The sequence below is a fragment of the Isoptericola sp. NPDC057391 genome (assembly GCF_042668085.1).
Taxonomy (GTDB): Bacteria; Actinomycetota; Actinomycetes; order Actinomycetales; family Cellulomonadaceae; genus Isoptericola.
Genome location: NZ_JBHVBO010000022.1, coordinates 1 through 20,565 on the forward strand (window position 1 = coordinate 1; position 20,565 = coordinate 20,565).

Annotated in this window: 18 protein-coding genes; 8 read left to right on the forward strand and 10 right to left on the reverse strand. The window is 76.0% G+C overall.

Going from position 1 to position 20,565, the window contains the following annotated elements; translation table 11 throughout:
- Nucleotides 1-83 precede the first annotated feature (83 nt).
- On the forward strand, nucleotides 84-2,144 hold the full coding sequence (locus tag ACFUVW_RS05275) for a beta-galactosidase (protein WP_430570301.1): 2,061 nt from the start codon (nucleotides 84-86) through the stop codon (nucleotides 2,142-2,144).
- Nucleotides 2,145-2,181: 37 nt separating this feature from the next.
- Here the strand turns inward: ACFUVW_RS05275 and ACFUVW_RS05280 are convergent, their stop codons facing one another.
- Both ACFUVW_RS05280 and ACFUVW_RS05285 read right to left on the reverse strand, forming a co-directional pair.
- Nucleotides 2,182-2,577 carry a YchJ family protein gene (locus tag ACFUVW_RS05280; protein ID WP_430570302.1) on the reverse strand — a complete coding sequence of 132 codons (396 nt, stop codon included), beginning with the start codon at nucleotides 2,575-2,577 and terminating at the stop codon, nucleotides 2,182-2,184.
- Between the two features lie 28 nt (nucleotides 2,578-2,605).
- Nucleotides 2,606-3,817 carry an MFS transporter gene (locus tag ACFUVW_RS05285; protein WP_430570303.1) on the reverse strand — a complete coding sequence of 404 codons (1,212 nt, stop codon included), beginning with the start codon at nucleotides 3,815-3,817 and terminating at the stop codon, nucleotides 2,606-2,608.
- A gap of 182 nt (nucleotides 3,818-3,999) precedes the next feature.
- On the opposite strand from ACFUVW_RS05285, the gene ACFUVW_RS05290 reads away from it, so the two are divergent.
- Together ACFUVW_RS05290 and ACFUVW_RS05295 are read left to right on the forward strand one after the other, a co-directional pair.
- Nucleotides 4,000-4,977, forward strand: coding sequence for a hypothetical protein (locus ACFUVW_RS05290; protein WP_430570304.1), 978 nt, complete (start codon nucleotides 4,000-4,002; stop codon nucleotides 4,975-4,977).
- 163 nt (nucleotides 4,978-5,140) lie between these two features.
- Nucleotides 5,141-6,457 carry a serine hydrolase domain-containing protein gene (locus tag ACFUVW_RS05295; protein WP_430570305.1) on the forward strand — a complete coding sequence of 439 codons (1,317 nt, stop codon included), beginning with the start codon at nucleotides 5,141-5,143 and terminating at the stop codon, nucleotides 6,455-6,457.
- Between the two features lie 63 nt (nucleotides 6,458-6,520).
- On the opposite strand, the gene ACFUVW_RS05300 is transcribed toward ACFUVW_RS05295, so the two are convergent.
- From ACFUVW_RS05300 to ACFUVW_RS05315, 4 genes are all read right to left on the reverse strand, one after another.
- Complete coding sequence (locus tag ACFUVW_RS05300) at nucleotides 6,521-7,456, reverse strand: hypothetical protein (RefSeq protein ID WP_430570306.1); 936 nt, start codon at nucleotides 7,454-7,456, stop codon at nucleotides 6,521-6,523.
- On the reverse strand, nucleotides 7,453-9,783 hold the full coding sequence (locus ACFUVW_RS05305) for a hypothetical protein (protein ID WP_430570307.1): 2,331 nt from the start codon (nucleotides 9,781-9,783) through the stop codon (nucleotides 7,453-7,455). Before ACFUVW_RS05305 ends, ACFUVW_RS05300 begins: the two co-directional genes overlap by 4 nt.
- Nucleotides 9,780-10,103 carry a hypothetical protein gene (locus ACFUVW_RS05310; RefSeq protein WP_430570308.1) on the reverse strand — a complete coding sequence of 108 codons (324 nt, stop codon included), beginning with the start codon at nucleotides 10,101-10,103 and terminating at the stop codon, nucleotides 9,780-9,782. The genes ACFUVW_RS05305 and ACFUVW_RS05310 overlap by 4 nt, the downstream gene beginning before the upstream one ends.
- Nucleotides 10,104-10,257: 154 nt before the next feature.
- Complete coding sequence (locus ACFUVW_RS05315; RefSeq protein WP_430570309.1) at nucleotides 10,258-10,905, reverse strand: hypothetical protein; 648 nt, start codon at nucleotides 10,903-10,905, stop codon at nucleotides 10,258-10,260.
- 240 nt (nucleotides 10,906-11,145) lie between these two features.
- Between ACFUVW_RS05315 and ACFUVW_RS05320 the strand changes: the two genes are divergently transcribed.
- Nucleotides 11,146-12,024, forward strand: a complete 879-nt coding sequence (locus ACFUVW_RS05320) for an alpha/beta fold hydrolase (protein ID WP_430570310.1) — start codon at nucleotides 11,146-11,148, stop codon at nucleotides 12,022-12,024.
- A 15-nt stretch (nucleotides 12,025-12,039) separates the two neighbouring features.
- On the opposite strand, the gene ACFUVW_RS05325 is transcribed toward ACFUVW_RS05320, so the two are convergent.
- Nucleotides 12,040-13,431, reverse strand: coding sequence for a pyridine nucleotide-disulfide oxidoreductase (locus ACFUVW_RS05325; RefSeq protein ID WP_430570311.1), 1,392 nt, complete (start codon nucleotides 13,429-13,431; stop codon nucleotides 12,040-12,042).
- A gap of 111 nt (nucleotides 13,432-13,542) precedes the next feature.
- Nucleotides 13,543-14,199: a hypothetical protein gene (locus ACFUVW_RS05330; protein WP_430570312.1), complete on the reverse strand. Its 657-nt coding sequence runs from the start codon at nucleotides 14,197-14,199 to the stop codon at nucleotides 13,543-13,545.
- A 142-nt stretch (nucleotides 14,200-14,341) separates the two neighbouring features.
- Between ACFUVW_RS05330 and ACFUVW_RS05335 the strand changes: the two genes are divergently transcribed.
- Together ACFUVW_RS05335 and ACFUVW_RS05340 are read left to right on the forward strand one after the other, a co-directional pair.
- Nucleotides 14,342-15,100, forward strand: a complete 759-nt coding sequence (locus ACFUVW_RS05335) for a TipAS antibiotic-recognition domain-containing protein (protein ID WP_430570313.1) — start codon at nucleotides 14,342-14,344, stop codon at nucleotides 15,098-15,100.
- 151 nt (nucleotides 15,101-15,251) lie between these two features.
- Complete coding sequence (locus ACFUVW_RS05340; RefSeq protein WP_430570314.1) at nucleotides 15,252-15,677, forward strand: hypothetical protein; 426 nt, start codon at nucleotides 15,252-15,254, stop codon at nucleotides 15,675-15,677.
- A gap of 39 nt (nucleotides 15,678-15,716) precedes the next feature.
- Here the strand turns inward: ACFUVW_RS05340 and ACFUVW_RS05345 are convergent, their stop codons facing one another.
- Complete coding sequence (locus tag ACFUVW_RS05345; RefSeq protein WP_430570315.1) at nucleotides 15,717-16,667, reverse strand: hypothetical protein; 951 nt, start codon at nucleotides 16,665-16,667, stop codon at nucleotides 15,717-15,719.
- Nucleotides 16,668-16,716: 49 nt separating this feature from the next.
- On the opposite strand from ACFUVW_RS05345, the gene ACFUVW_RS05350 reads away from it, so the two are divergent.
- Together ACFUVW_RS05350 and ACFUVW_RS05355 are read left to right on the forward strand one after the other, a co-directional pair.
- Entirely contained in the window at nucleotides 16,717-17,205 is a 489-nt protein-coding gene (locus ACFUVW_RS05350) for a heme-degrading domain-containing protein (RefSeq protein ID WP_430570316.1), read from the forward strand.
- A 39-nt stretch (nucleotides 17,206-17,244) separates the two neighbouring features.
- Nucleotides 17,245-18,771: an amidohydrolase gene (locus ACFUVW_RS05355; protein ID WP_430570317.1), complete on the forward strand. Its 1,527-nt coding sequence runs from the start codon at nucleotides 17,245-17,247 to the stop codon at nucleotides 18,769-18,771.
- Between the two features lie 32 nt (nucleotides 18,772-18,803).
- Here ACFUVW_RS05355 and ACFUVW_RS05360 read toward each other — a convergent pair whose 3' ends face one another.
- Nucleotides 18,804-20,501, reverse strand: a complete 1,698-nt coding sequence (locus tag ACFUVW_RS05360) for a glycerophosphodiester phosphodiesterase (RefSeq protein ID WP_430570318.1) — start codon at nucleotides 20,499-20,501, stop codon at nucleotides 18,804-18,806.
- Nucleotides 20,502-20,565 lie beyond the last annotated feature (64 nt).

The following is a 20,565-nucleotide window of genomic DNA, read 5'->3' on the forward strand; positions in this document are numbered from 1 at the left end:
CCGCCCTGGCCCTGACGCGTCGCGGGTCGGTAGGCTGAGGCGCGCATCGAAGCGCTTCGACGATCCACGGGGGGTATCGCGGCATGACGTCTGGTCTCGCACGGCTCACGGACGAGCTGGGCATCCTGTACGGCGGGGACTACAACCCTGAGCAGTGGGACCCGTCCGTCTGGCGGGAGGACGTCGCGCTGATGCGCGAGGCGGGGGTCAACCTCGTCACGGTGGGCGTGTTCAGCTGGTCGCACCTCGAGCCGCGGCCGGGGGAGTACCGCTTCGACTGGATGGACCAGGTGCTCGACCTGCTGCTCGACGCGGGGATCGCCGTCGACCTCGCCACCCCCGTCGCCTCTCCGCCGCCGTGGCTGGGCCACCTCCACCCGGAGTCCCTGCCGACGATGGCCGACGGCACGGTGCTGAGCTACGGGTCCCGCAACCAGTTCTGCCCGTCGTCCGACGCCTATCGCGCCGCGGCCGTGGGCATCGCCGAGCAGGTCGTGGCGCGCTACGCCAGCCATCCCGCCGTGCGGATGTGGCACGCGGGCAACGAGTACGGCCAGGTCTGCTTCTGCGACCGCTGCGCCGAGCGCTTCCGCGACTGGCTGCGCGCGCGGTACGGCACCCTCGACGCGCTCAACGCCGCGTGGGCCACCGTGGTGTGGTCGCAGGAGTACGGCGACTGGGCCGAGATCCTGCCGCCGCGCGTCGCGCCGTACCACCGCAACCCGTCGCAGGAGCTCGACTTCCGGCGCTTCGGCTCCGACCTGCTGCTGGACCTCTACCGCGAGCAGAGGGCGGTCGTCCGGCGGCACGACCCCGCCCGCCCGGTCACGACCAACCTCATGGGGTTCTTCGGCGGCATCGACCCGCACCACTGGCGCGCCGACCTCGACGTGATCGCCGACGACGCCTACCCCGACCCGGCCTCCCCCGACGCCGCCGCGGACGCGGCGCTCGTCAACCACCTGGCGCGCGGGCTGGCGGACGGCGGGCCGTGGCTGCGCATGGAGCAGGCGGCGAGCGCCGTGAGCTGGCGCGAGCACAACCTCACGAAGTCGCCCGCGCGGCTGCGCACCGAGGTGCTGCAGGCGCTCGCGCACGGCTGCGACGGCGCCCTGTTCTTCCAGTGGCGCCAGGCGCGCTCCGGGCCCGAGCGGTTCCACTCCGCGATGCTGCCGGTCGCCGGCGCGGACACGGCCGTGCACGAGGGCGTCCGTCGCCTGGGCGCCGAGCTGCGCGCGCTGCGCGGCCTCGTCGGCGCGCCCGTGCACCGCCGCGTGGCGCTCCTGTGGGACTGGACGTCGTGGTGGGCCGCCACCCAGGTCGCGCTCCCCACGGCACGCCTCGACCCGCTCGCCACGCTGCAGGCCTGGCACCGCGAGCTGTGGCGGCTCGGCGTGGTGGTCGACGTCGTTCCCGCAGACCGGGACAACGTCGCGCTGGACGGGTACGACCTGCTGCTCGCCCCCGCCCAGTACGTGCTCGACGACGACGCCGCGGCCCGCCTCGACGCGTACGTCGCGGGCGGCGGCCACCTCGTGTGGGGGCCGTTCGGCGGGGTCGCGGACGGGTCGTCCCACCTGCACGTCGGGCGGTCGCCCGCGTTGCTGCGGCACGTGCTCGGCGTCTCCGCGGAGGAGTGGGTGCCGCTGCCCGACGGCGGCAGCTCCGTGGTGTGGACGGACACGGGGCTCGGCGACCGGCCCGGCACCGCCACGGTGCTGGGCGAGCGCACGCGGTCCGACGGCGCCGCGGTGCTCGCGACCTACGACGACGGACCCCTGGCCGGGTGCGTCACCGTCGCGCACCACGCGTACGGCGCGGGCCGCGCCTGGTACGTCGGGGCCGACCTCACCGGGCCCGGCGGCGCCCTCACCACGGTGCTGCGCGCCGCGCTGGACGGCGCGGGGGTGCCGCTCGGCGGCCAGGTCCCCGGCGTCGAGACCGTGTGGCGCGGTGCCACCCTGGTCGCCGTCAACCACACCGGCCACCCCGCGACGCTCGACCTCCCGGCCGCCCTCGCGGCCGGGCCCGATGTCGTCCGCGCGGCCGCCGGGCTGACCGACGCGCTCACCGGGTCGCGGTACCGTCCGGCCGACACCCTCCCGCTCGCCCCCCACGACGTCGTCGTCCTCGGAGCGGGATGACCGCACCTGCGCGAGCGCGTCCTGAACCGGAGCCGGCTCAGGCCCCGACGTCCCCGTCCACGTAGTACCAGCGCCCGCCCTCGCGCACGAACCGGCTGACCTCGTGCAGACGGCCGCGCTCGCCCGTCGTCGTCTCGCGGTACTGCGCGACGAACTCGACCTCGCCGCCGTCGTCGAACGGGCCGCCCGCGTGGGTGGCCAGCACGACGAGGCGCCGCCACTCCTGGTCGGCGTCGAGCTCCAGCGACGGCGGCCGCGTGCGGGGGTGCCACGTGGCGCGCAGGTAGGCGGCGTCGCCGACGGCGAACGCGGTGTACCGCGAGCGCATCAGCGCCTCCGCGGTGGGGGCGGGTCGGTCGCCGCGCAGCAGCGGCCCGCAGCACGCGCCGAAGGTGTCGCCGGAGCCGCAGGGGCAGCGGTCGTCGTCGAGCACGGGTCCTCCTGTGGGTCGGTGCGTCGGGTCAGTGCGCGCCGGGCAGGCGCGGGTTGAACCGCTCCTCGCCGAGCGCGACGAGCAGCGCCAGCGCCACGACGACGGCGCTCGCGAGCGGGACGACGCGTACGTCGACGGCGGCGACCAGCGCCGCGCCCAGCCCGGAGCCGGCAGCGATGCCCACGTTGAACATGGACGACGAGATCGCCACCCCCATGTTGGTCGAACCCGGGGCCACGAGCATCACGCGGTGCGACAGGGCGGGTGGTACGCAGGAGAACGAGAAGCCGAACAGCGCCAGGGACGCGACGGCGGCGACCGGCTGCTCGCCGAACGCCCACAGGCATGTCAGCGCCACGGTGAGCACCCCGAGCGCCACCAGCAGCACCGCCACCGGGCGGGCGTCGATGAACCGTCCCACGACGATCGTGCCGACCACGCCGGCCGCGCCCTGCAGGAGCAGCAGCCGGGCCATGTCCGACTGCTCGAAACCGGTGACCTCGATGAAGTACTGCGTGACGAACGTGATGACGCCGAACGCGCCGGTCAGCACCAGGCCGGTCGTGACCATCTGGAAGAGGAACCGGCGCCGGTTGGGGTGCTGTGCCCTGCTCGCCCCGCCCTCCGACGGAGCCATCGTGGGGAACAACGCCAGGACGACGAACGTCACCACGAGCGACAGGGCCGCGACGGCCGCGAACGTCCACCGCCACGACGTGTGCTCGCCGAGCCACGTGCCCGCCGGCACGCCGAGCACCGGGGCGAGCGAGTTGCCGAGCGCGAGGCGCGTCATCACCCGGCCGCGCACCACGGGCCGGAACAGCCCGGTGGTCGCGGGCACCACGGCCGCCCAGAACAGCGCCTGCGCCGTCGCCGTCACCAGCCGCGCGACCAGCAGCTGCTCGTAGCTGGGGGCGAGCGCCGCCCACGCCGTCGCGACGGCGGCCACGCCCGCGCACGCGGACAGCACCCACCGGCGCGGCACGCGTCGCGCCCAGTGCGCCAGCGGCACGGTCGTGACGAGGACCACCAGCGCGTAGCCCGTGACGAGCAGGCCGATCTCGGACGTGGACCGGCCCAGGTCGGGGGCCATGAGCGTGAGCAGGCCGGACGGCAGCGACTCGACGGTGACGAACAGGAACGTCGACAGCGCCATCGCGACCAGGATGATCGTGGCGCGACGCTCGTCGACGGGTGGCGTGATGGCGGACGCCGGCGCGGGGGAACGGTTCTCAGTCATGGGGATCGAAACGATCTTAGGCGCGAGTTGTCAGGACCAGGCGCATGAAAACCCTCGCCTGGCCCTGACAGGTCCGAGGCGCGCCGAGGTGTCAGGGCCACGAGCACAGGAACTTGCTCCTGGTCCTGACAACTCGCGTGAGTGGGGTTGCGGTGACGTGCGGCGTTCCCGATTCTCGGAGGGTGCCCACGCTGGCGGAGGTGCTGACCGAGGTCGCCGGGGAGCTCTACGCCCTCGAGCCGGCGGAGTTCGTCCCCGCGCGCGACGCCCGGGCCGCCGCCCTGCGCGCCGACGACCAGGACGAGGCGGCCGACCGGGTGAAGCGGCTGCGCAAGCCGTCGACGGCGGCCTGGGTGGTCAACCTCCTCGCACGCGCCGAGGCGGAGCAGGTGGAGCAGGTGGTCGAGCTCGGCGCCGCTTTCCGCGAGGCGCAGGACGACCTCGACGGCAAGCGGCTCCGCGAGCTCACGCGGCAGCGGCGCCAGCTCGTCGCGGCGGTCGCGGCACGGGCGCGCTCGCTCGCCGTCGAGGCGGGCGCGACCGTCTCCGGCGCCGTCCTGGCGCAGGTGGAGGCCACGCTCACCGCCGCGATGATCGACGGCGACGCCGGCCGCGCCGTGCGCAGCGGGCTGCTGGTCGGCCCGCTCCAGGCCACCGGCATCGGGCGGGCCGACGTCGCGTCCGCCGTCGCCGTCCCCGACGCGCTCGGCATCGCGCCCGTCGACGACGACGGCGCGCCGTCGCGGCACCTGCACGCGGTGCCCGACCTGCCGGGAGGGGCACGTGGCGGCCGCCGTGGGGCTGCGTCGTCGCGGACGAAGGACGCCGCGGCGCGGGCGGAGGAGGAGGCGGCCCGGCAGGAGGCGGAGCAGGCGCTCGCCGAGGCGGAGGACGACGTCGCCGCCGCGCGCGACGCCGGCAGCGCGGCCGCCGCCGAGGTGAGCCGCATCGAGGGCGTCGCGCGCCGTACCGACGCCGAGCGCGACGCCGTCCGCCGTCGCCTCGCCGAGCTGGAGGACGAGGCCGCCGCCGTCGACGCCGAGCTGCGCGGCGCCGTCGTCGCCCGGCAGCGCGCCGAACGCACCCTCGCCGACGCCACCCGTCGCCGCGACGAGGCCGCCGCCCGCCTCGCCGAGGTAGCACCGAAACCGCCGAGGTAGTGCCGAACGTGCCGAGGTAGTACTACCTCGCCACACCGCGTACTACCTCGCCGTCCGGCGGACGGCGGAGGGGACGACGACGGATCTCCGTCGCCCGACGGATCCGCCAGCGCGACCGCCCTGCGAGGGTGGAGGCACCGACACCGAGGACGAAGGAGACACCATGCGCCGCCGCCGCATGCGCACGCCCCTGACCGTCACGACCGCCGCTGCGCTCGCGCTGGGCCTCGGCGCGCTGCCCGCGGGGGCGGACGAACCGCCGCAGCCTTCGACGCCACCCGCGGCGGCGTTCGACGCGGACCGCTCGTCCGTCGCCCGCGCGGTGGCCGACGCCGTCGCGGAGGCGGAACGTCGGGCGAGCGCCCGGACGTTCAGCGCTCCGAGCGAGACGTCGGGCGGGGACGACGCCGTGACGGACGCGCTCGACCGGGCGCTCGCGGACACGGCGGCGGGCGTCCCGGTCGGCGTCGTGGGACGCGTCGACGCCCCCGGCCTGCACTGGAGCGGCGCGGACGGCACGCGCCGCCTGGACGGGCGTGGGCCGGCGCGGTCGCAGGACCGGTTCCGCGCGGCGAGCAACACCAAGCTGATGGTCTCGACGCTCGTGCTGCAGGAGGTCGAGCGGGGCACGTGGACGCTCGACACCCCGGTGGTCGACGTCGTGCCCGAGGCGGCCGACGTCGTCCCCGACGCGTACGAGGACGACGTGACGCTGGAGCTGCTGCTCACGCACCGCTCGGGCCTGCCCGACCACCTCGGGCCACTCACCGCGAGCCGGATGAGCGACCCGGAGGACTACGACGAGTTCTTCGACGTCCTCGGCGAGGAGTACACGACGGCGGACCACCTCGCCGCCATGGACGACCAGCCGTGGCTGTTCGAGCCCGGGACCGACGCCTCGTACTCCAACGCCGGCTACGTGCTGCTGGGCCTCGCGCTGGAGCGCGCCACCGGGCAGGACGTCGAGCGGCTGCTGGAGAAGCGCGTCTTCAAGCCCGCCGGGATGCGCCACTCCGCGTACCCGGACGACCCGGGGTACCGGGGTCCGTTCCTGCGTGAGGCCGCGTTCACGGGCGACCTCGGGGCGGGCTGGTACGGGCTCGGCGGCTTCGACCCGAGCCTGTTCGGCTCGGCCGGCGCCGTCACCAGCACCACGGAGGACCTGCAGCGGTTCACCGAGGCGCTGGTGGCGGGCGACCTGCTCGAGCCGGAGACCGTGACCGACGCCCTCACGCCGCGCACCGTCGGCAGCCAGACGCTGCCCGACTACGGCCTCGGCGTGTACCGCCTGCCCGACCCGTGCGAGGAGAGCGCGTGGCTGTACGGGCACGATGGCGCGTCGTTCGGCACGCTCAGCATCACGCTGACCTCGCCGGACGCCGAGCGCCAGGTGACCGTGGCCCTCACCGGCCGCGACCTCACGACGCTCGAGTCCGACCTCAACACCGCCCTGGTGCCGGCGCTGCTCGCGACCTGCTGACCTGCGTCCTCGCTCCGCGTCCACGGGACCTCGGTCGGTCACTGCTCAAGGACGTCGCAACGGTCAGGAGCCCGATGCCATCACGCTGCCCACCTCCCTCGTGGTGCGCGAGTCGGCCTGAGCGGTGTCCGAGGCCGTCCCGTCCGCGGGGAACGTCGGCGGGTCGGCGCGCACCTCGTCCACCAGCTGCTCCAGCAGCACCTCCGGCTCCAGGTCGGCGGGGAGGTCCATGCCGTCGGGCACCAGGACGCCGACCGACACCAGCGCTCCCTCCGCGACGGTGGCGAGGGACGTGGTCCGGAACTCCGCGCCGTCCTCGCTTCGCTGATGGGTGGCGAGGCCGAACGGGCCGAGCTCGTCGAGCTCGATGTCGTACCGCTCGGCGGGAGCGGGCCGCCGGCCGACGTACTCGACGGACCGCACCGTGCCGTCCGGCACCCAGACCAGCGAGTCGTCGTCCAGCCCGTGCTCGGCGGCGCGCTCCGCCTCCTGCTGCAGCTCCCACACCGTGGCGCCCTCGTCCGCGAGCGTGTACGGGCCGTACGGGGAGACGGTGACGAACGTAATCACCTGGACACCGCCCACGTCGACGCCGGAGGTGGCGTCCAGCGGGTAGGGGCCGTCCTCGCGGTACCTCCAGGGGAGCAGCCCGTCGCTCGTGGTCGTGAACTGGAGGCCGGCGAAGTCGCCGGCGAACAACGGCCCGAGCGCGTCGTACATGACTGCCGAGACGCTCCATCCCGGCTGCCGCATCATCATCATCCGCGACGTGTCCACGGGCAGCGCGGTGGCGTCGTGGCCGGGGAACTCGTCCGCGGTCAGTCCCCACGGGTCCGGGCTCCAGTGCGCGGCCTCGGCGATCGCGCGGTCGTGCCGCCACTCCCGCCACGCGTCCCGGCCCAGGTGGAACCAGAGGAACAGCCCCGTCACCACGAGGCTGACGACCAGGAGCGGTGTCACGCTGGGGTTGGCGAGGACGAGGCGCGTCGTGGACCTCATGAACAGTGCTCCTCCGGGTCGGACAGTGCGTCGAACGTCTGGTCGAACCTCGTCGCCGGGTCGGAGCCGTTCTCGGTCGGGTCGAGCTCACCGACGAGCCTCTCGATCGCGCCGTCGGACAGGCCCAGGTCACGTTCGTTCTCGACCAGGGCCTCGTGCATGGCGGGGGCGTACCGGTCGACCAGTGCGTCCTCGGTGGCCCGGACCTCCTCGCGGGCCTCGTGGAGGGGCGCTTCGGTGTCGAGGAACCTCAGCGCCGGCACGCTCGCCAACGACACCGCCTCGGTCACGGCCTTGCTCCCGAGGTGCAGATGGCCGACGCCCGCCCCCGCGAGCCCGACGTAGGCCTCTCGGGCAGCCACCTCGGCCTTGGCCGCCTCGATGGTCTGGGCCTGCATCGCGCCGGCGACCGCGCCGATGTCCCCCAGCGCCGCGCGGACGAGGGGTGCGCCCGTGCTCGGGTCCGCGTCGACGACGGGCGACGTCGCGTGCTCGAGCGTCGTCGCCGCGTACCGGTCCGTCACGCCCAGCCAGGCGGCCGCCGCCTCGGGGGTGCGGGACGTCGCGCCGATCACGTCGCGCAGCGCGAAGGCGTCGAGCTGGGGCTGGACCACGAGCGGGAACAGCTCGTCGAAGCCCGGCGCCGCCTCGGCGTCGGGGCTGGTGCCCGGGGCGGGAGGCGGCTCGACGTCGGGACAGCTGGTCGTCAGCCCCTGTGCCGCGGCGGCGTCGCCCATGACCGGGACGTACGGCTCGTAGGCGAGCGCGACGGACCGCGCGGCGCCGTCCGCGAGGCCGGGGGTCAGCAGCAGCCCCCGGGGTAGGGCCTGGGTCGCGTGCGAGACGAGGAGCGCCGCACGTGCCTGGTCGCCTCGGTCGGTGGACGTCGACCCGACGTCGACGGCGGCCGAGAAGGCCCCCGCGACGGCGACGCCGCCGTCCGGCCAGCCGGCGCGGGGCACGCTGCCGAGCCACCGCGAGACCGACCCCGCGGTGCGGCTCTCGTCTGCGGGTGCGAGCCGGTCGAACGCCAGCCTCGGGTGCGCGGCGAGCCCGCCGGCGACCGCGACGAGCACCGGCGCCAGGACGGTGAACGACCCGTCGAGGGGTGCGTGCTCGCCCCACCAGGCGTCGAGCGCGTCGTCGGCGCCCGCGTGGACGGCGGCGGGCAGGGATGCCGGGAGCAGGGCGGCGGCGACCTCCGCCTCGCCGGCCGGCGTGAGCGGCGAGGCGGCGACGGCCGCGACGTCCTCCACCACCTGGCGTCCCAGGTCGCGCTGCTCCTCGGGCGACGCCGTCTGCACCCACTGGCCCACGCCGTCGCCGAGCGCCCGGGCCAGCTCGGCGTCCAGCTCCAGGCCGCGCCCGGCGTCGAGCGCGGCGGCTCGCGGCCCGCGGGCGACGAGCGCCGTGTAGAGCTGCGCGGGTGACGCGGTGTCCCAGAACACCGCCCAGAACGCGGGGTCGTCGCCGTGCGCGGTCAGGACGTGGCGGAGGTCCTCGCGCACCGTGCGCCGGTCGGCGGCGTCCCCTCCCGACACGGCGCGCGGCAGCAGCGCGACGGCCGAACGCGCGGCTGCGCCGGAGGCCTGGAGGCCCGCCACGTCCGCGCCCGCCGCGGTGATCGCCCGGACCGCGCGGACGTCGGCGAGCGACGACAGCGCGGCCGCCGACTGTCGCGACGCCGCGTCCTTCGCGTCCCGGGCGGCGCGCCAGCGGGTCTCCGCCGCAGCGACGTCGGCACGTGCCGCGGCCAGCTCGCGCTCGGCGGTGGCGAGGCGCGCGTGCGCGGACGCCGGGCCGCCGGGCAGCGCCGGGGCCCCCTGCCAGGCTGCCCCCGCCGTCACCGCTGCGGGCCCGCCGAAGCCCGGCACCGGAGCCGCGGAGGCGCCGCCCGCGGCGGCGATGTTCCACGTGGAACGGCGTGCGTCGTCCGCCTCCGCCAGCCACCGGGCTTCCCGGTCGCGGGCGTCCGTGCGGTCGGCGAGCGCCTGTCGCGCGGCCGCCTGCGCGTCGCCGAGCGCGTCGGCGTGGCGGCGCAGGGTGGCGGCCGCCGCCTCGAGCATGCCTCCGCACGCCCGGGCTCCGTCGGCCGAGGCCGTGACCCGCTCGACCGCCCGGTCGACCGCCGCGCTGCGCTGGCCGCCGAGCGCCGCGCGCACCCGCAGCAGGCGGGTGCGCGAGTCGAGGAGACGGGCCGCAGCGCGCCCCGCCGAGCCGGCGGCGTCGACCAGGGCGGGCGGGCTGCCGGGGAGCGGGCAGGGCTCGCCGGCTGGCGGCGCGAGCCGTGCTCCGAGGCCGCTGCCGTGCGGGCCCACCGGCGTCATGCGCCGGCCCCCGTGGCGTCTCCGCCGAGCAGCGCGGCCAGGTCGTGCGTCGTCGCGCGCTCCGCCCCCTCGAAGACCTCGGCTGCGTGCGAGAGCCCGACCGCGAGCGACCCGAGCTCGCCCGCGAGGGCCTCGTCGGTGGCACGCCAGGCCGCGGCGAGGTCCTGGAGGGCGGCCGACAGGCCGGCGTCGCCGCTCGCGGCGGGCGCTGCCGCGGCGACCAGCGCGCCGCGGGAGACGTCGGCGAGCGTCGCCGCGGCGCCGCGCACGTCGGCGCCCGCCGTGGCGAGGGTCGTGGTCTCGAGGTCGAGCTGAGTCATCCCGTCCCTGTCCTGGTCCGTCGTCGGGTCGTCCGTGCCTGCGCCGGGGCGCGCGGACGACGCTAACGACGACGGGCCCGGCGTCGCCGGGGTTATCCACAGGGGCGGTCCGGGAGGGCTCGGCCCGCGGCAGCGTCATGGCACGGCCGGCCGGTCAGTCCCACCAGACGCGGAACCACGGCGTGCCCGTCCCCGCGGGCGCGCGGTCGTCCGGTCTCCGCCCCCGCCACGGCGCGACCTCGTCCGGGGGCGCGTGCATGTCGTCGATGCCCAGCTCCGCGAGGGCGTCGACGACGTCGGGCGGCTCCCCGTCCGGTCCGCGCCCCGGCTCGAGGAGCACGTCCGGGCCCGGCCGGAGCAGCACCCCCGTCACGGTGATCCGTTCGTCGCAACGCAGCGGGCCGACGACGTACCCCTGCGCGCGGACCCGGTCGGGGTGCCGCACGACGGCCCGCAGCACCGCGCCGAGCGAGGGGCCGAGGTTCTGCCGCTGGGTCGCGAGCTCCACCGCGTCGAGCCGCTCCAGCAGTCCGGCGGCGGTCCGCTCGTCGAGGGCGACGAACGGGTAGAAGCCCGGTGTCGTCGAGCCCGCGAGCACGGGCTCGAGCAGGACGTCGAGCCCGTCGTCGAGCAGCCAGCCGTGCCGGCCCGGGCAGCCGCCGCCGCGGCCGCCATGGTGGGGGCTGCCCGCCCGCCGCGCGAGGGCGCGCTCGCGGGTCCAGGCGGTGCGCAGGTCGACGAGGTCCGGCGGGACGAACCGGGCCGGGTGCGGTGCGGGCGGGGGCGTCGTCGCGACGGGCATATCGGGCTCCTCGGGTCGGGGCGTCCGGGCTGGGCGTCCGTGTCCGAGGCTGGCGGGCGGAGGAGGGCGTCGGAGGCCCCGCGACCTCGACCTGTGGACGGGCGGGACCTGGGGGCAGGCTCCCGGGCGTGGCCCCCCGCGGTGGCGTCGTCGCCGGTCACGACCGATGAGTCCGGGGGTGGCGCGCCGTCCTTCCCACACCCAGGATGAGTACCCCCACCTCGGCCGACGGAGGCCCCCATGAGCGAGCTCACCACCCAGACCCTGGACGTGCCCGGCGCCGTCCTCACCTACGACGTCCGTTCGCCGGCCGTGCCCGGTGGGCACCCGCCGCTGTTCGTGCTCGCCTCCCCGATGGCGGCGTCAGGCTTCACCCAGCTGCTCGGCCACCTCGACGACCGCACCGTCATCACGTACGACCCGCGCGGCACGGAGCGGAGCACGCTCGCCGACGACGGCGAGGTGTCGGTCGAGCTGCACGCCGACGACTTCCACCGCGTGGTGGCCGCCGCCCGGCCGACGATCGGGGACGGCCCCGTGGACGTGTTCGCGTCCAGCGGCGGCGCCGTCAACGTGCTCTCGTGGATCGTGGACCATCCCGACGAGCTCGGCACCGTCGTGGCGCACGAGCCCCCGCTGTGGGCGCTGCTGGAGGACCGCGACGTGCAGCGCAAGGTCACGCAGGACATCGTGGAGACGTACCAGCGCGACGGGTTCGGGCCCGCGATGGCGAAGTTCATCCAGGTCTCCATGCAGGACGCGCCGCTCACCGAGGACTACCTGACGCAGCCCGCGCCCGACCCGTCGGCGTTCGGCCTGCCCACCGAGGACGACGGCTCCCGCGACGACCTGCTGCTGAACGGGAACATGCGGGCCCTGCCCTGGTTCGAGCCGGACCTCGACGCGCTGCGCCGCACCACCGTGCGGCTGGTGCCCGCCGTCGGCAAGGAGGGGGCGGGCACGATGCCGCGCCGCGGGGGAGAGGCGCTGGCCGCGGCGCTCGGCCTCGAGCCCGTCGTCTTCCCCGGCGACCACGGCGGCTTCGCGTCCAACGAGTGGTCGCCGGGCAACGACCCGGCGGCGTTCGCGGACCGCCTGCGGGAGGTGCTCGCCGGCTGACGAGCAGGGCGGCTCTCAGGCCCGCACCCGCGCGTCCCGGCCGACCCGTTCCAGGCCGGCGATGCCGGCCGGGGCGTACTCGAGGTACCGCTCGACGGCGGTGCGCACCTCGGGCCGTGCAGACTCCTCGGGCGGCACGCGGGCGGGGTTGAGCAGCACGGAGTGCGCCCACGCCGCGACGTCCGGGTCGGCCATGTAGGTCGCCGCCGCGCGTGCGCCGCGCCCCTGCATGGCCGCCCAGTCGGCCGGGGTGCTCCAGTAGGGGGTCGGCAGGCACAGGGCGTTCTTCTCCTCGTCCGGACGGTCGTGGCGGAGGCCTTCGACGTACCCCACGAGCGCCGCGCAGAACGGCGGGAAACCCGCACGCACCGACTGGAGCGTGATCCGCTCGCCCCAGATCGGCAGCGCGGGGCGCACCCGCAGCCCGTACGCCGCGCAGTGCACGACGACGGCGCCCTGCGGCACCGCCACCTCGTCGTCGTCGAGCACCAGCCGCCCCGGCTCGACCCGACGCAGGTGGCCGGCGCGGACCACACGGGTCACCGACCGCAACAGGTCGAGCTCCCACCGGCCGAGCGTCGGCGTGCGGGCCATGGTGGGCACGACGGCCGGGTCGATGCGCGTCATGACACCGGCGTCCTCGAGGCGCAGGAAGAGCTCGTCGGGCGACGAGGCGTCGGAGGCCGCGGCCATGAGCGTGCCCGCCATGCCCAGGAAGACCGCCGGGTCCGGCTGCATCACCGCGCGGTCGAGCATCCACGGGTCCCGCGGCCGCACCCACTGGATGGCGTCCGGGTCGACGCCGCGCCCGAGCAGCCACACCACAGCGTCGGTCGCCGTCTTCCCGGAGCCGACGACGACGAAGGCGGGGGCGTCCGCGACGTCGGGCAGCCCGCCGGCGGGGACGACGCGGGCGTCGTCGTCGACGTCGAACGGCGGCGGTCCCAGGGCGGGGACGGACGGCGAGAGGTAGCGCGCGTCCACCACCCTGCGGCGGACGCGCGGCTCGACGACGTCTCCGGACGCGAGGTCGACGAGCAGGCCGTCGCGGTACTCGTGCCCGGCGAGCAGCTCCACGCGACCGGTCGGCAGCAGCCGGTCGGCGAGCACCTCGGCGAAGTAGGCGCGGATCTCGGGCCCCGTGGCGCGCTCGTGCATCCCGCGCTCCGGGCCCGAGTCCTGGGTGCGCCCGGCACCGAGGCGGGTGGACGCGACCCCGTAGAACTGCGACGCCTGGTGCAGGCGGACGAACGGGTACGCGTCCAGCCAGTGCCCGCCCGGAGCCGCACGCCGGTCGACGAGCGTCGCGTGCGCGGCCGGGTCGTGGTCGACGAGCGCGTCGACGAATGCCATCCCGGCCGCACCGGCGCCGACGACCAGGTAGTCGGTGTCGACCGAGCGGGCCATGCTTCCAGTGACCCACCGGCGTCATGGGCCGGTCAACGGGCGCCGAGGGTGATTGAGGGTGCTCCGGGCGACGCCCGCCGCGTCCGCGTCCCGGACGACGGGGCGCGGCGCTCAGTCGTCGCCGCGCTCCTGCGCGACCTTCCCGTCCTGGATGCCGACGCGGTAGTCGGTCTCCGCGCCGTCCACCAGCACGGTGACCGACCAGTGGTACCGGCCGTCGTCCTCGTCGAGCTCGGCGTCGTCGAGGTCCCCGCCGGACGTCGCCACGGTCCGCTCGATCGCCTGCGTGATGGAGAACCTCGCGTCGGCCAGCGCGCGGCGGTCGTCGGCGTCGAGGTCGTCCTCCTGCGTACGGACCACCTCGGTGCCGTCGGCGCTGACCTCGACCTCGACGCTGATCGTGCCCGTCGCGACGTCGACCTCCCACGTGTTGTCGCGGTCCGGGTCGTCGATGGCGTAGGCGGTGCCGCCCGCCTTCTTCTCGGCGGTCGCGATCGCCAGCAGCCCGGCGGCCGTGCGGTGCTCCGGCGCGGCGGCGGACGCGCTGGCGGACGCGCCGTCGTCGTCGGTCGCGTCGTCGGTCGCGTCGTCGGTCGCGTCGTCGGTGGAGGTGTCGTCGGTCGCGGTGCCTGTCGCGTCGTCACCCGCGGACGTCGTGGTCTCGTCGGCGGGCGCCCCGGCGTCGTCGGCGCAGGCGGTGAGGGTGAGGCCGAGCGTCAGGGCGAGGGCGGCGGGGACGGCGAGGCGGCGTGCGGTGCGGTTGCTCATGACGACGATCCTCCGGACGGTCGGTGACCCCTGGATGAGGTGCGGATGTGAAGATCCTCATCCGCCACCCGGACGGCCGCGACCGGGCCTCCTGCGACGCCCCCTTGCGGTTGACGCAACGTCAACCTCTACCGTCGGTGTCATGACCCGTTCCATCCAGGACGTCGCCCGGCTCGCCGGCGTGAGCAGCCGCACCCTGCGGCACTACGACCAGATCGGTCTGCTGCCGCCGTCGGGCACCGGCTCCGGCGGGCTGCGTCAGTACGACGAGGCGGCGGTCCGGCGGCTGCAGCGCATCCTGCTGCTGCGCGACCTGGGCCTGCCGCTGTCCGACGTCGGCCGGGTGCTCGACGAGCAGGCGGACGAGGCCGGCGCGCTGCGCCGGCACCTCGACCAGCTGCGCGCCGAGCAGGACCGCCTGGCGAGGCAGATCGCCTCGGTGGAACGGACCGTGACCGCGATCGAGAAGGGAGAACAGCTCATGGCCGAGGACATGCTCGACGGCTTCGACCACACGCAGTACGAGGAGGAGGTGACCGAGCGCTGGGGCGCCGACGCGTACGCGAAGAGCGACGCGTGGTGGCGCGGGCTCGGCCCCGAGGGGCAGAAGGAGTGGCAGGCGCGCACCCAGGAGCTCGGCGAGGCCTGGAGCGAGGCGGCCCGCCGCGGCGTCGACCCGACGTCCGACGAGGCGCAGGCGCTCGCCGCCCGGCACGCCGAGTGGCTCGGTGGCATCCCCGGCACGCCGGGGTCCGAGCAGGGGCGGCCGACCAAGGAGTACGTCGTCGGCCTGGCCGAGATGTACGTGGCCGACCCGCGGTTCGCGAAGAACTACGGCGGCACCGACGGTGCCACGTTCGTGCGCGACGCCCTCGTCGCCTACGCCGAGCGCGAGCTCTGACCCGCCCCGTGAGTTGTCAGGGCCAGGTTCACAGGAACCCGCTCCTGGCCCTGACAACTCACGGCACGGGGAGTTGTCAGGGCCACGAGCGGCTATACCTGCGCGTGGCCCTGACAACTCGGGGGCCGTGGCGGGGTGGGAGGATGCCCCGGTGAGCGACGACTGGGCGGCGCAGCGCACGGAGGCGGCACGCGTGCAGGAGGAGCGCCTGCGCGCGCGGCAGGACGCCGAGCACACGGAGGCGGAGGCGCTGCTGCACGACTTCGTCCGGGCAGCGGCGGACGCCGGGCTGGAGCCGGAGCCGCTGCACGTCAAGGGCTACGGAGGGCGCGGGACGGCGCGCACGTCGCTGCGCGGCTGGTACCTGCGGCAGGACCGCACGGCCGCCGTCACGACCGACGGCACGTTCTACGTCCTCACCGCGCCGCTCACCCTGCTCGACCGGGTGCGCGGCGCGCGCGTCGCGCCGCAGCGTCCGCCGATGATCCTGGGCGCGGGCGGCAAGGACGGCAGCTCGATCGAGCTCGTCGACGCGCTCGAGCGGCTCCTGCCCGGCTGGCGGGACGCCGCGACGTAGCGGTTCCTCGTCGTCCCGCGCCGGGACGGCGAGCGCGCGCTACGTCAGCGCCTCGCCGACCGGCCCGGCGACCTCCGGCAGGGCCAGGTAGCCCGCCCAGGAACCGTCGTCGAGCGGGTACGCCGCCGCGTGGAAGCCCGGGGCCCGGTTCGTCACGCGCGGGGCCTCGATCGCCGGCGAGCCCGCCGGCAGCGGGAAGACGGCGGGCGTGAGGTCGTGCAGCGCGAGCAGGTCGCGCGGGTCGCGGGGGCTCACCCAGCGCGCCACCCGAGCGGGGAACACCAGCGGCGCACGGGACGCCAACGCGTCGCGGACCGCCCGGATGCCGAGCGGCGTGCCGGGGGTGAGCAGCAGCGGCACCTCCGGCCCGGGGCCCCGCCCGGCGAGCACCGAGTACGCGACCACGCTGCCGAGGGAGTGCGCGACGACGACGACCGGCTCGTCGCCGGACGTCGCGCCGGCCAGGGCGTCGACGAGGCCCGCGTCGATCTCCCGCCGGACGGCGTCGACGTGGAGGTAGGCGTACACGTCGCGCGTGAGCGTGAGCAGGACGGCGGCGCTCACGCCGGGCACGTAGCGGTCCACGAGCGCCAGCGCGGCGACGGCGGCCTCGACCAGCGCGTCGCCGACCACGCCCTCGGCGACGACGGGCGGCACGACGTCGGGCCGGTGCCGGGCGCCCGCGAGGATCTCGCGCGCCACGTCGAGCAGGAACCGCAGCTCGCCGTCGGGCAGCGCGCCCACGAGCCGCGGCAGGGCCGCCGGGTCCGCTGCCAGGGCGTGCACCGTCACCGGCGGCGGCGTGCCGCCGTCGACCAGCCGCTCCAAGGTGTCGCCGTAGTAGACGAACGCCGCGTCGTCGTCCGTGGGCCGCAGGGGCGACCCGGCCGCGGCGAGCCCCGCGCCGAGCGCGCCCAGCCACTGCGCCTCCAGCGCCTCCGGGTCGCGTCCGTCGAGGTCACGGCCGTGGACGAGCACCAGTCGGGTCACGCGGGCGACGGTACCGGCACCCGCGGGCAGACCGTGGCACGCTGGGCCCGTGGGAGACAGCGCAGAGTTCGTCGCAGCCCGGATCGCCGAGGTCGAGCAGCAGGAGCGCGAGCTCGTGCTCACCCGCTTCACGCACGACGACGCGTGGCAGCTCGGCTGCCTGCTCGTCGAGCTCGCCGCGGAGCGCGGCCTGGCCGTGACGGTCGACGTCCGCAAGGGCCCGCAGCAGGTGTTCCACGCGGCGCGCGAGGGCACGACGCCGGACAACGACTCGTGGGTGCAGCGCAAGGTGCGCGTCGTGGAGCGGTTCGGCGCGTCGTCGTACCTCACCGGCCTGCGCGCGCGGGTGAAGGGCGAGGACTTCAACGCCAAGCACCAGCTGCCGCTGCAGGAGTACGCGGCGCACGGCGGCGCCGTCCCCGTGCGGGTCGAGGGCGTCGGGATCGTCGGCGTCGTCACCGTGTCCGGGCTGGCGCAGGCCGACGACCACGCGCTCGTCGTCGAGGCGCTGCGCGTGCACGCCGCCGGCGGCGCCTGACCGGAGCGCGTCGCGACGCGCGCCGTCTACGGTGGGCCCGTGCCCGCCCTGCTCCTGACGAACGCCCGCCTCGCGGGCCGCACCGACCGCTGCGACATCCTGCTCGACGGCGGCCGGATCGCCGCCGTGACGCCGGCGGGCGCCTCGGCCCCGGTGCCGGTCTCGACCCTCCCCGAGCAGGTCGACGTGGACGGCCGCATGGTGGTCCCCGGGCTGTGGGACGCGCACACGCACCTCACGCAGTGGGCGATGGTGCGCCAGCGCCTCGACGTCTCGGCGGCGACGAGCGCGGCGCACGCCGCCGCCCTGGTGCGCGACCGCCTCGACCTGGCCGCCCCGCCCACCGGCGGCACGCCGCTCGTCGGCTACGGCTTCCGGTGGGCCACGTGGCCGGACACCCCCACCGCAGCGGTGCTCGACGCCGTCGCCGGTGATGTCCCCGTGGTGCTCCTGTCCGGCGACCTGCACAGCGCGTGGGCGTCGACGGCGGGCCTACGCTTCCTCGGCATCGCGGAGCACCCCACCGGGCTGCTGCGCGAGGAGGAGTGGATGCCCGCCAGCCCGCGCATCGTCACGGTGGACGACGCGGTGTCCGACGCCCTGGTGGCGGACGCGGCCCGCGCCGCGGCCGCGCGCGGCGTCGTCGGCGTCGTCGACCTCGAGGTGGCGGACAACCTCACCGCCTGGCGCCGCCGGGTGGCCGGCGGCTGGGACGGGCTGCGCGTGCGCGCCGGGGTGTGGGAGCAGCACCTGGACGCCGTGCTGGACGCCGGGCTGCGGCACGGCGACCCGCTCGGCGACCCGGCCGGGTCCGACCTGGTGACGCAGGGCCCGCTCAAGGTGATCAGCGACGGGTCGCTCAACACGCTCACCGCGTACTGCTTCGAGGAGTACGCGGGCGTCGCCGGGCCGGACGCGCACGGCATCCTCAACATCGCGACGGACCACCTCGTCCCGCTCATGACCCGCGCGCACGCCGCCGGGCTGCGGTGCGCGATCCACGCCATCGGCGACCGCGCGAACTCCCTCGCCCTGGACGCGTTCGAGGCGTCCGGCGCCCGCGGCTCCGTGGAGCACGCGCAGCTGCTGCGTCCCGACGACGTCGCCCGGTTCGCCGCGCTGGGCGTCACCGCGAGCGTGCAGCCCGAGCACGCGATGGACGACCGGGACGTCACCGAGCGGCTGTGGCCGGGTCGTGACGACCGGGCGTTCCCGCTGGCGGAGCTGCGGGCGGCGGGCGTGACGCTGGCCCTCGGGTCCGACGCGCCCGTCGCCCCGCTCGACCCGTGGGTCGCGATCGCCTCCGCCGTCACGCGGTCGCGGGACGGGCGCGCGCCCTGGCACCCCGAGCAGCGGATCGACGTCCGCTCCGCCCTCGAGGCGTCCGTCGACGGCCGGCCGCTCGACCTCGCCGTCGGCGGCCCCGCCGACCTGGCCGTGCTCGACGCCGACCCGCTCGCGCTGCCCGCGGCGCACGACGACCCGGCCGACCTCGCCGACGCGCTGCGCGGCACCGCCGTCGCCGGCACGCTCGTCGCGGGCCGCTGGACGCACCACGCCCTCTGACCCCGGCGGCCAGAGGGCGTGAGCGGTGCCGGTCAGCCGCGGAGCTCGGCGATCTCCGCGAGCAGGGCGTCACGCTGCTCGGCGCCGTCGACGTGCTTCGTCACGACGCGCTCGAGCCGGTCCCAGTCCTCGCGGGCGAGGGCGGAGAACAGCTGCTGCGCCTGGCCGGTGGACAGGTCGAGCGCGGCGAGCCGGGCGAGCAGGCCGGGGCCGGGCTCGGGCTCCGGGTCGGTTTGCTCCTGGGCGGCCTTCCAGCCGACGAACGCACCCGGGCGGTTGGTGATCATGCCCTCGACGCCGAGGTCGGTGAACCGGGTCCAGTCGGCGGCGGAGTCGATCGTCCACACGAACACGCCGACGCCCGCGGCGTTGAGGTCCTCGACGACGGACGGCCGCGTGGCCAGGGCCGAGCCGGAGGGGTTGTAGTACGTGGCGTGCAGGCGCTCCGCGGTGGCGACCGGGTCGGCGTCGAGGGTGCCGCGCAGCAGGCCGAGCGGGATCTGCGGCGCCCGGTCGTACGCGTACTCCAGGGCCTTCTCGTCGAACGACTGCAGCACCACGCGGTCCTCCAGCCCGGCCTCCAGGATCATGTCGACCGTCCGGTTCACCTCCTCGCGGGTCTCCGGCCCCTTGATCTCGAGCAGCAGGTCGGAGCTGCCGGTGTCCATGAGGTCGAGCACCTGGGCGAACGTGGGCACCTTCTCCCCGGTGAACGCGGGGCTGAACCACGAGCCCGCGTCGAGGGAGCCGACGTACGGCGACTGCAGGAACGCGACGTCGCCCGTGCCGTCGGTGGTGCGGTCGACCGTCTGGTCGTGCAGGACGACGGGGACGTCGTCGGCGGTGGTGTGCACGTCGATCTCGACGTACTCGGCGCCCGTCTTCATCGCCGCGGCGTACGCGGCGAGGGTGTTCTCCGGGTTCACGGCGGAGTAGCCGCGGTGCGCGGCCGTCACGGGCAGGTCGCCCGGCTCGTTCACGACCGGCTTCGGCTCGATCTCCGTGACGACGACGTCGTCGATGCTCACGCGCGCGCCGTCGGCGGAGAAGCCGAGCACGCCGTCGTCGGTGCGGCCGATGCGGCCCTCCAGCACCTCCTGGCCGTCGTAGACCCAGGTGGCGTGGTTGCCCTGCACCTCGATCGCGATCCGCACGTCCGTGCCGACGCCGGCGTCCGACGGCGCGGACGCCGTGAAGGGCACGTTCCACGTGTTCCCCGAGGTCCGCTCGGCCAGCTCGATGCCGTTGCTCGCCGTGGTCGTGGAGCGCATGGCGGCCTGCCACCACGGCACGCCGCCGGCGGGGTCGATGTCGAGGATCGGCGCGAGCCAGCGCGCCGCGTTGTTCACGGCCTCGAAGCGGACCGTCGCCTCGAGGCGGTAGTTCTCCAGGTGCGGGCCGAACGTGACGCGCCCGATCGTCGACGGCTCGCCCACGAGGCGGCCGTCCTGGACGGCCCACTCGCCCGCCCCGACCTGCCAGCCGTCGGGCAGCGCACCGTCCGCGACGTCGTCGAAGTCCTGGTCGTACACGACGTCGCCTGGCTCGGCGGCCAGGGGTGCGGCGGGCATCGGCGCGGCGGGCAGCGCTGCGGCCTCCGCGACGGGCGGGGCGACGACGGTCGCGCCGAACGAGGCGACGGACACCCCCGCGGCGACGGCGAACGCGAGCGTGGCGGGGACCGTGCGCGTCCCGGGCGGGGCGAGCAGGGTACGGCGGCGTGCGGTCATGGTGACCCTCCTGGCGTCTTCGGGCGGATGGCGGGCACGCTAGGCAGCGCGGGTGGCCGGACCG

What these genes read in the sequence shown, in the direction of transcription:
- ACFUVW_RS05275 (WP_430570301.1), top strand. Translation starts at nt 84, where the DNA reads ATGACGTCTGGTCTCGCACGGCTCACGGACGAGCTGGGCATCCTGTAC.
- ACFUVW_RS05285 (WP_430570303.1), bottom strand. Translation starts at nt 3,817, where the DNA reads ATGACTGAGAACCGTTCCCCCGCGCCGGCGTCCGCCATCACGCCACCC.
- ACFUVW_RS05295 (WP_430570305.1), top strand. Translation starts at nt 5,141, where the DNA reads ATGCGCCGCCGCCGCATGCGCACGCCCCTGACCGTCACGACCGCCGCT.
- ACFUVW_RS05300 (WP_430570306.1), bottom strand. Translation starts at nt 7,456, where the DNA reads ATGAGGTCCACGACGCGCCTCGTCCTCGCCAACCCCAGCGTGACACCG.
- ACFUVW_RS05305 (WP_430570307.1), bottom strand. Translation starts at nt 9,783, where the DNA reads ATGACGCCGGTGGGCCCGCACGGCAGCGGCCTCGGAGCACGGCTCGCG.
- ACFUVW_RS05310 (WP_430570308.1), bottom strand. Translation starts at nt 10,103, where the DNA reads ATGACTCAGCTCGACCTCGAGACCACGACCCTCGCCACGGCGGGCGCC.
- ACFUVW_RS05315 (WP_430570309.1), bottom strand. Translation starts at nt 10,905, where the DNA reads ATGCCCGTCGCGACGACGCCCCCGCCCGCACCGCACCCGGCCCGGTTC.
- ACFUVW_RS05320 (WP_430570310.1), top strand. Translation starts at nt 11,146, where the DNA reads ATGAGCGAGCTCACCACCCAGACCCTGGACGTGCCCGGCGCCGTCCTC.
- ACFUVW_RS05325 (WP_430570311.1), bottom strand. Translation starts at nt 13,431, where the DNA reads ATGGCCCGCTCGGTCGACACCGACTACCTGGTCGTCGGCGCCGGTGCG.
- ACFUVW_RS05330 (WP_430570312.1), bottom strand. Translation starts at nt 14,199, where the DNA reads ATGAGCAACCGCACCGCACGCCGCCTCGCCGTCCCCGCCGCCCTCGCC.
- ACFUVW_RS05335 (WP_430570313.1), top strand. Translation starts at nt 14,342, where the DNA reads ATGACCCGTTCCATCCAGGACGTCGCCCGGCTCGCCGGCGTGAGCAGC.
- ACFUVW_RS05360 (WP_430570318.1), bottom strand. Translation starts at nt 20,501, where the DNA reads ATGACCGCACGCCGCCGTACCCTGCTCGCCCCGCCCGGGACGCGCACG.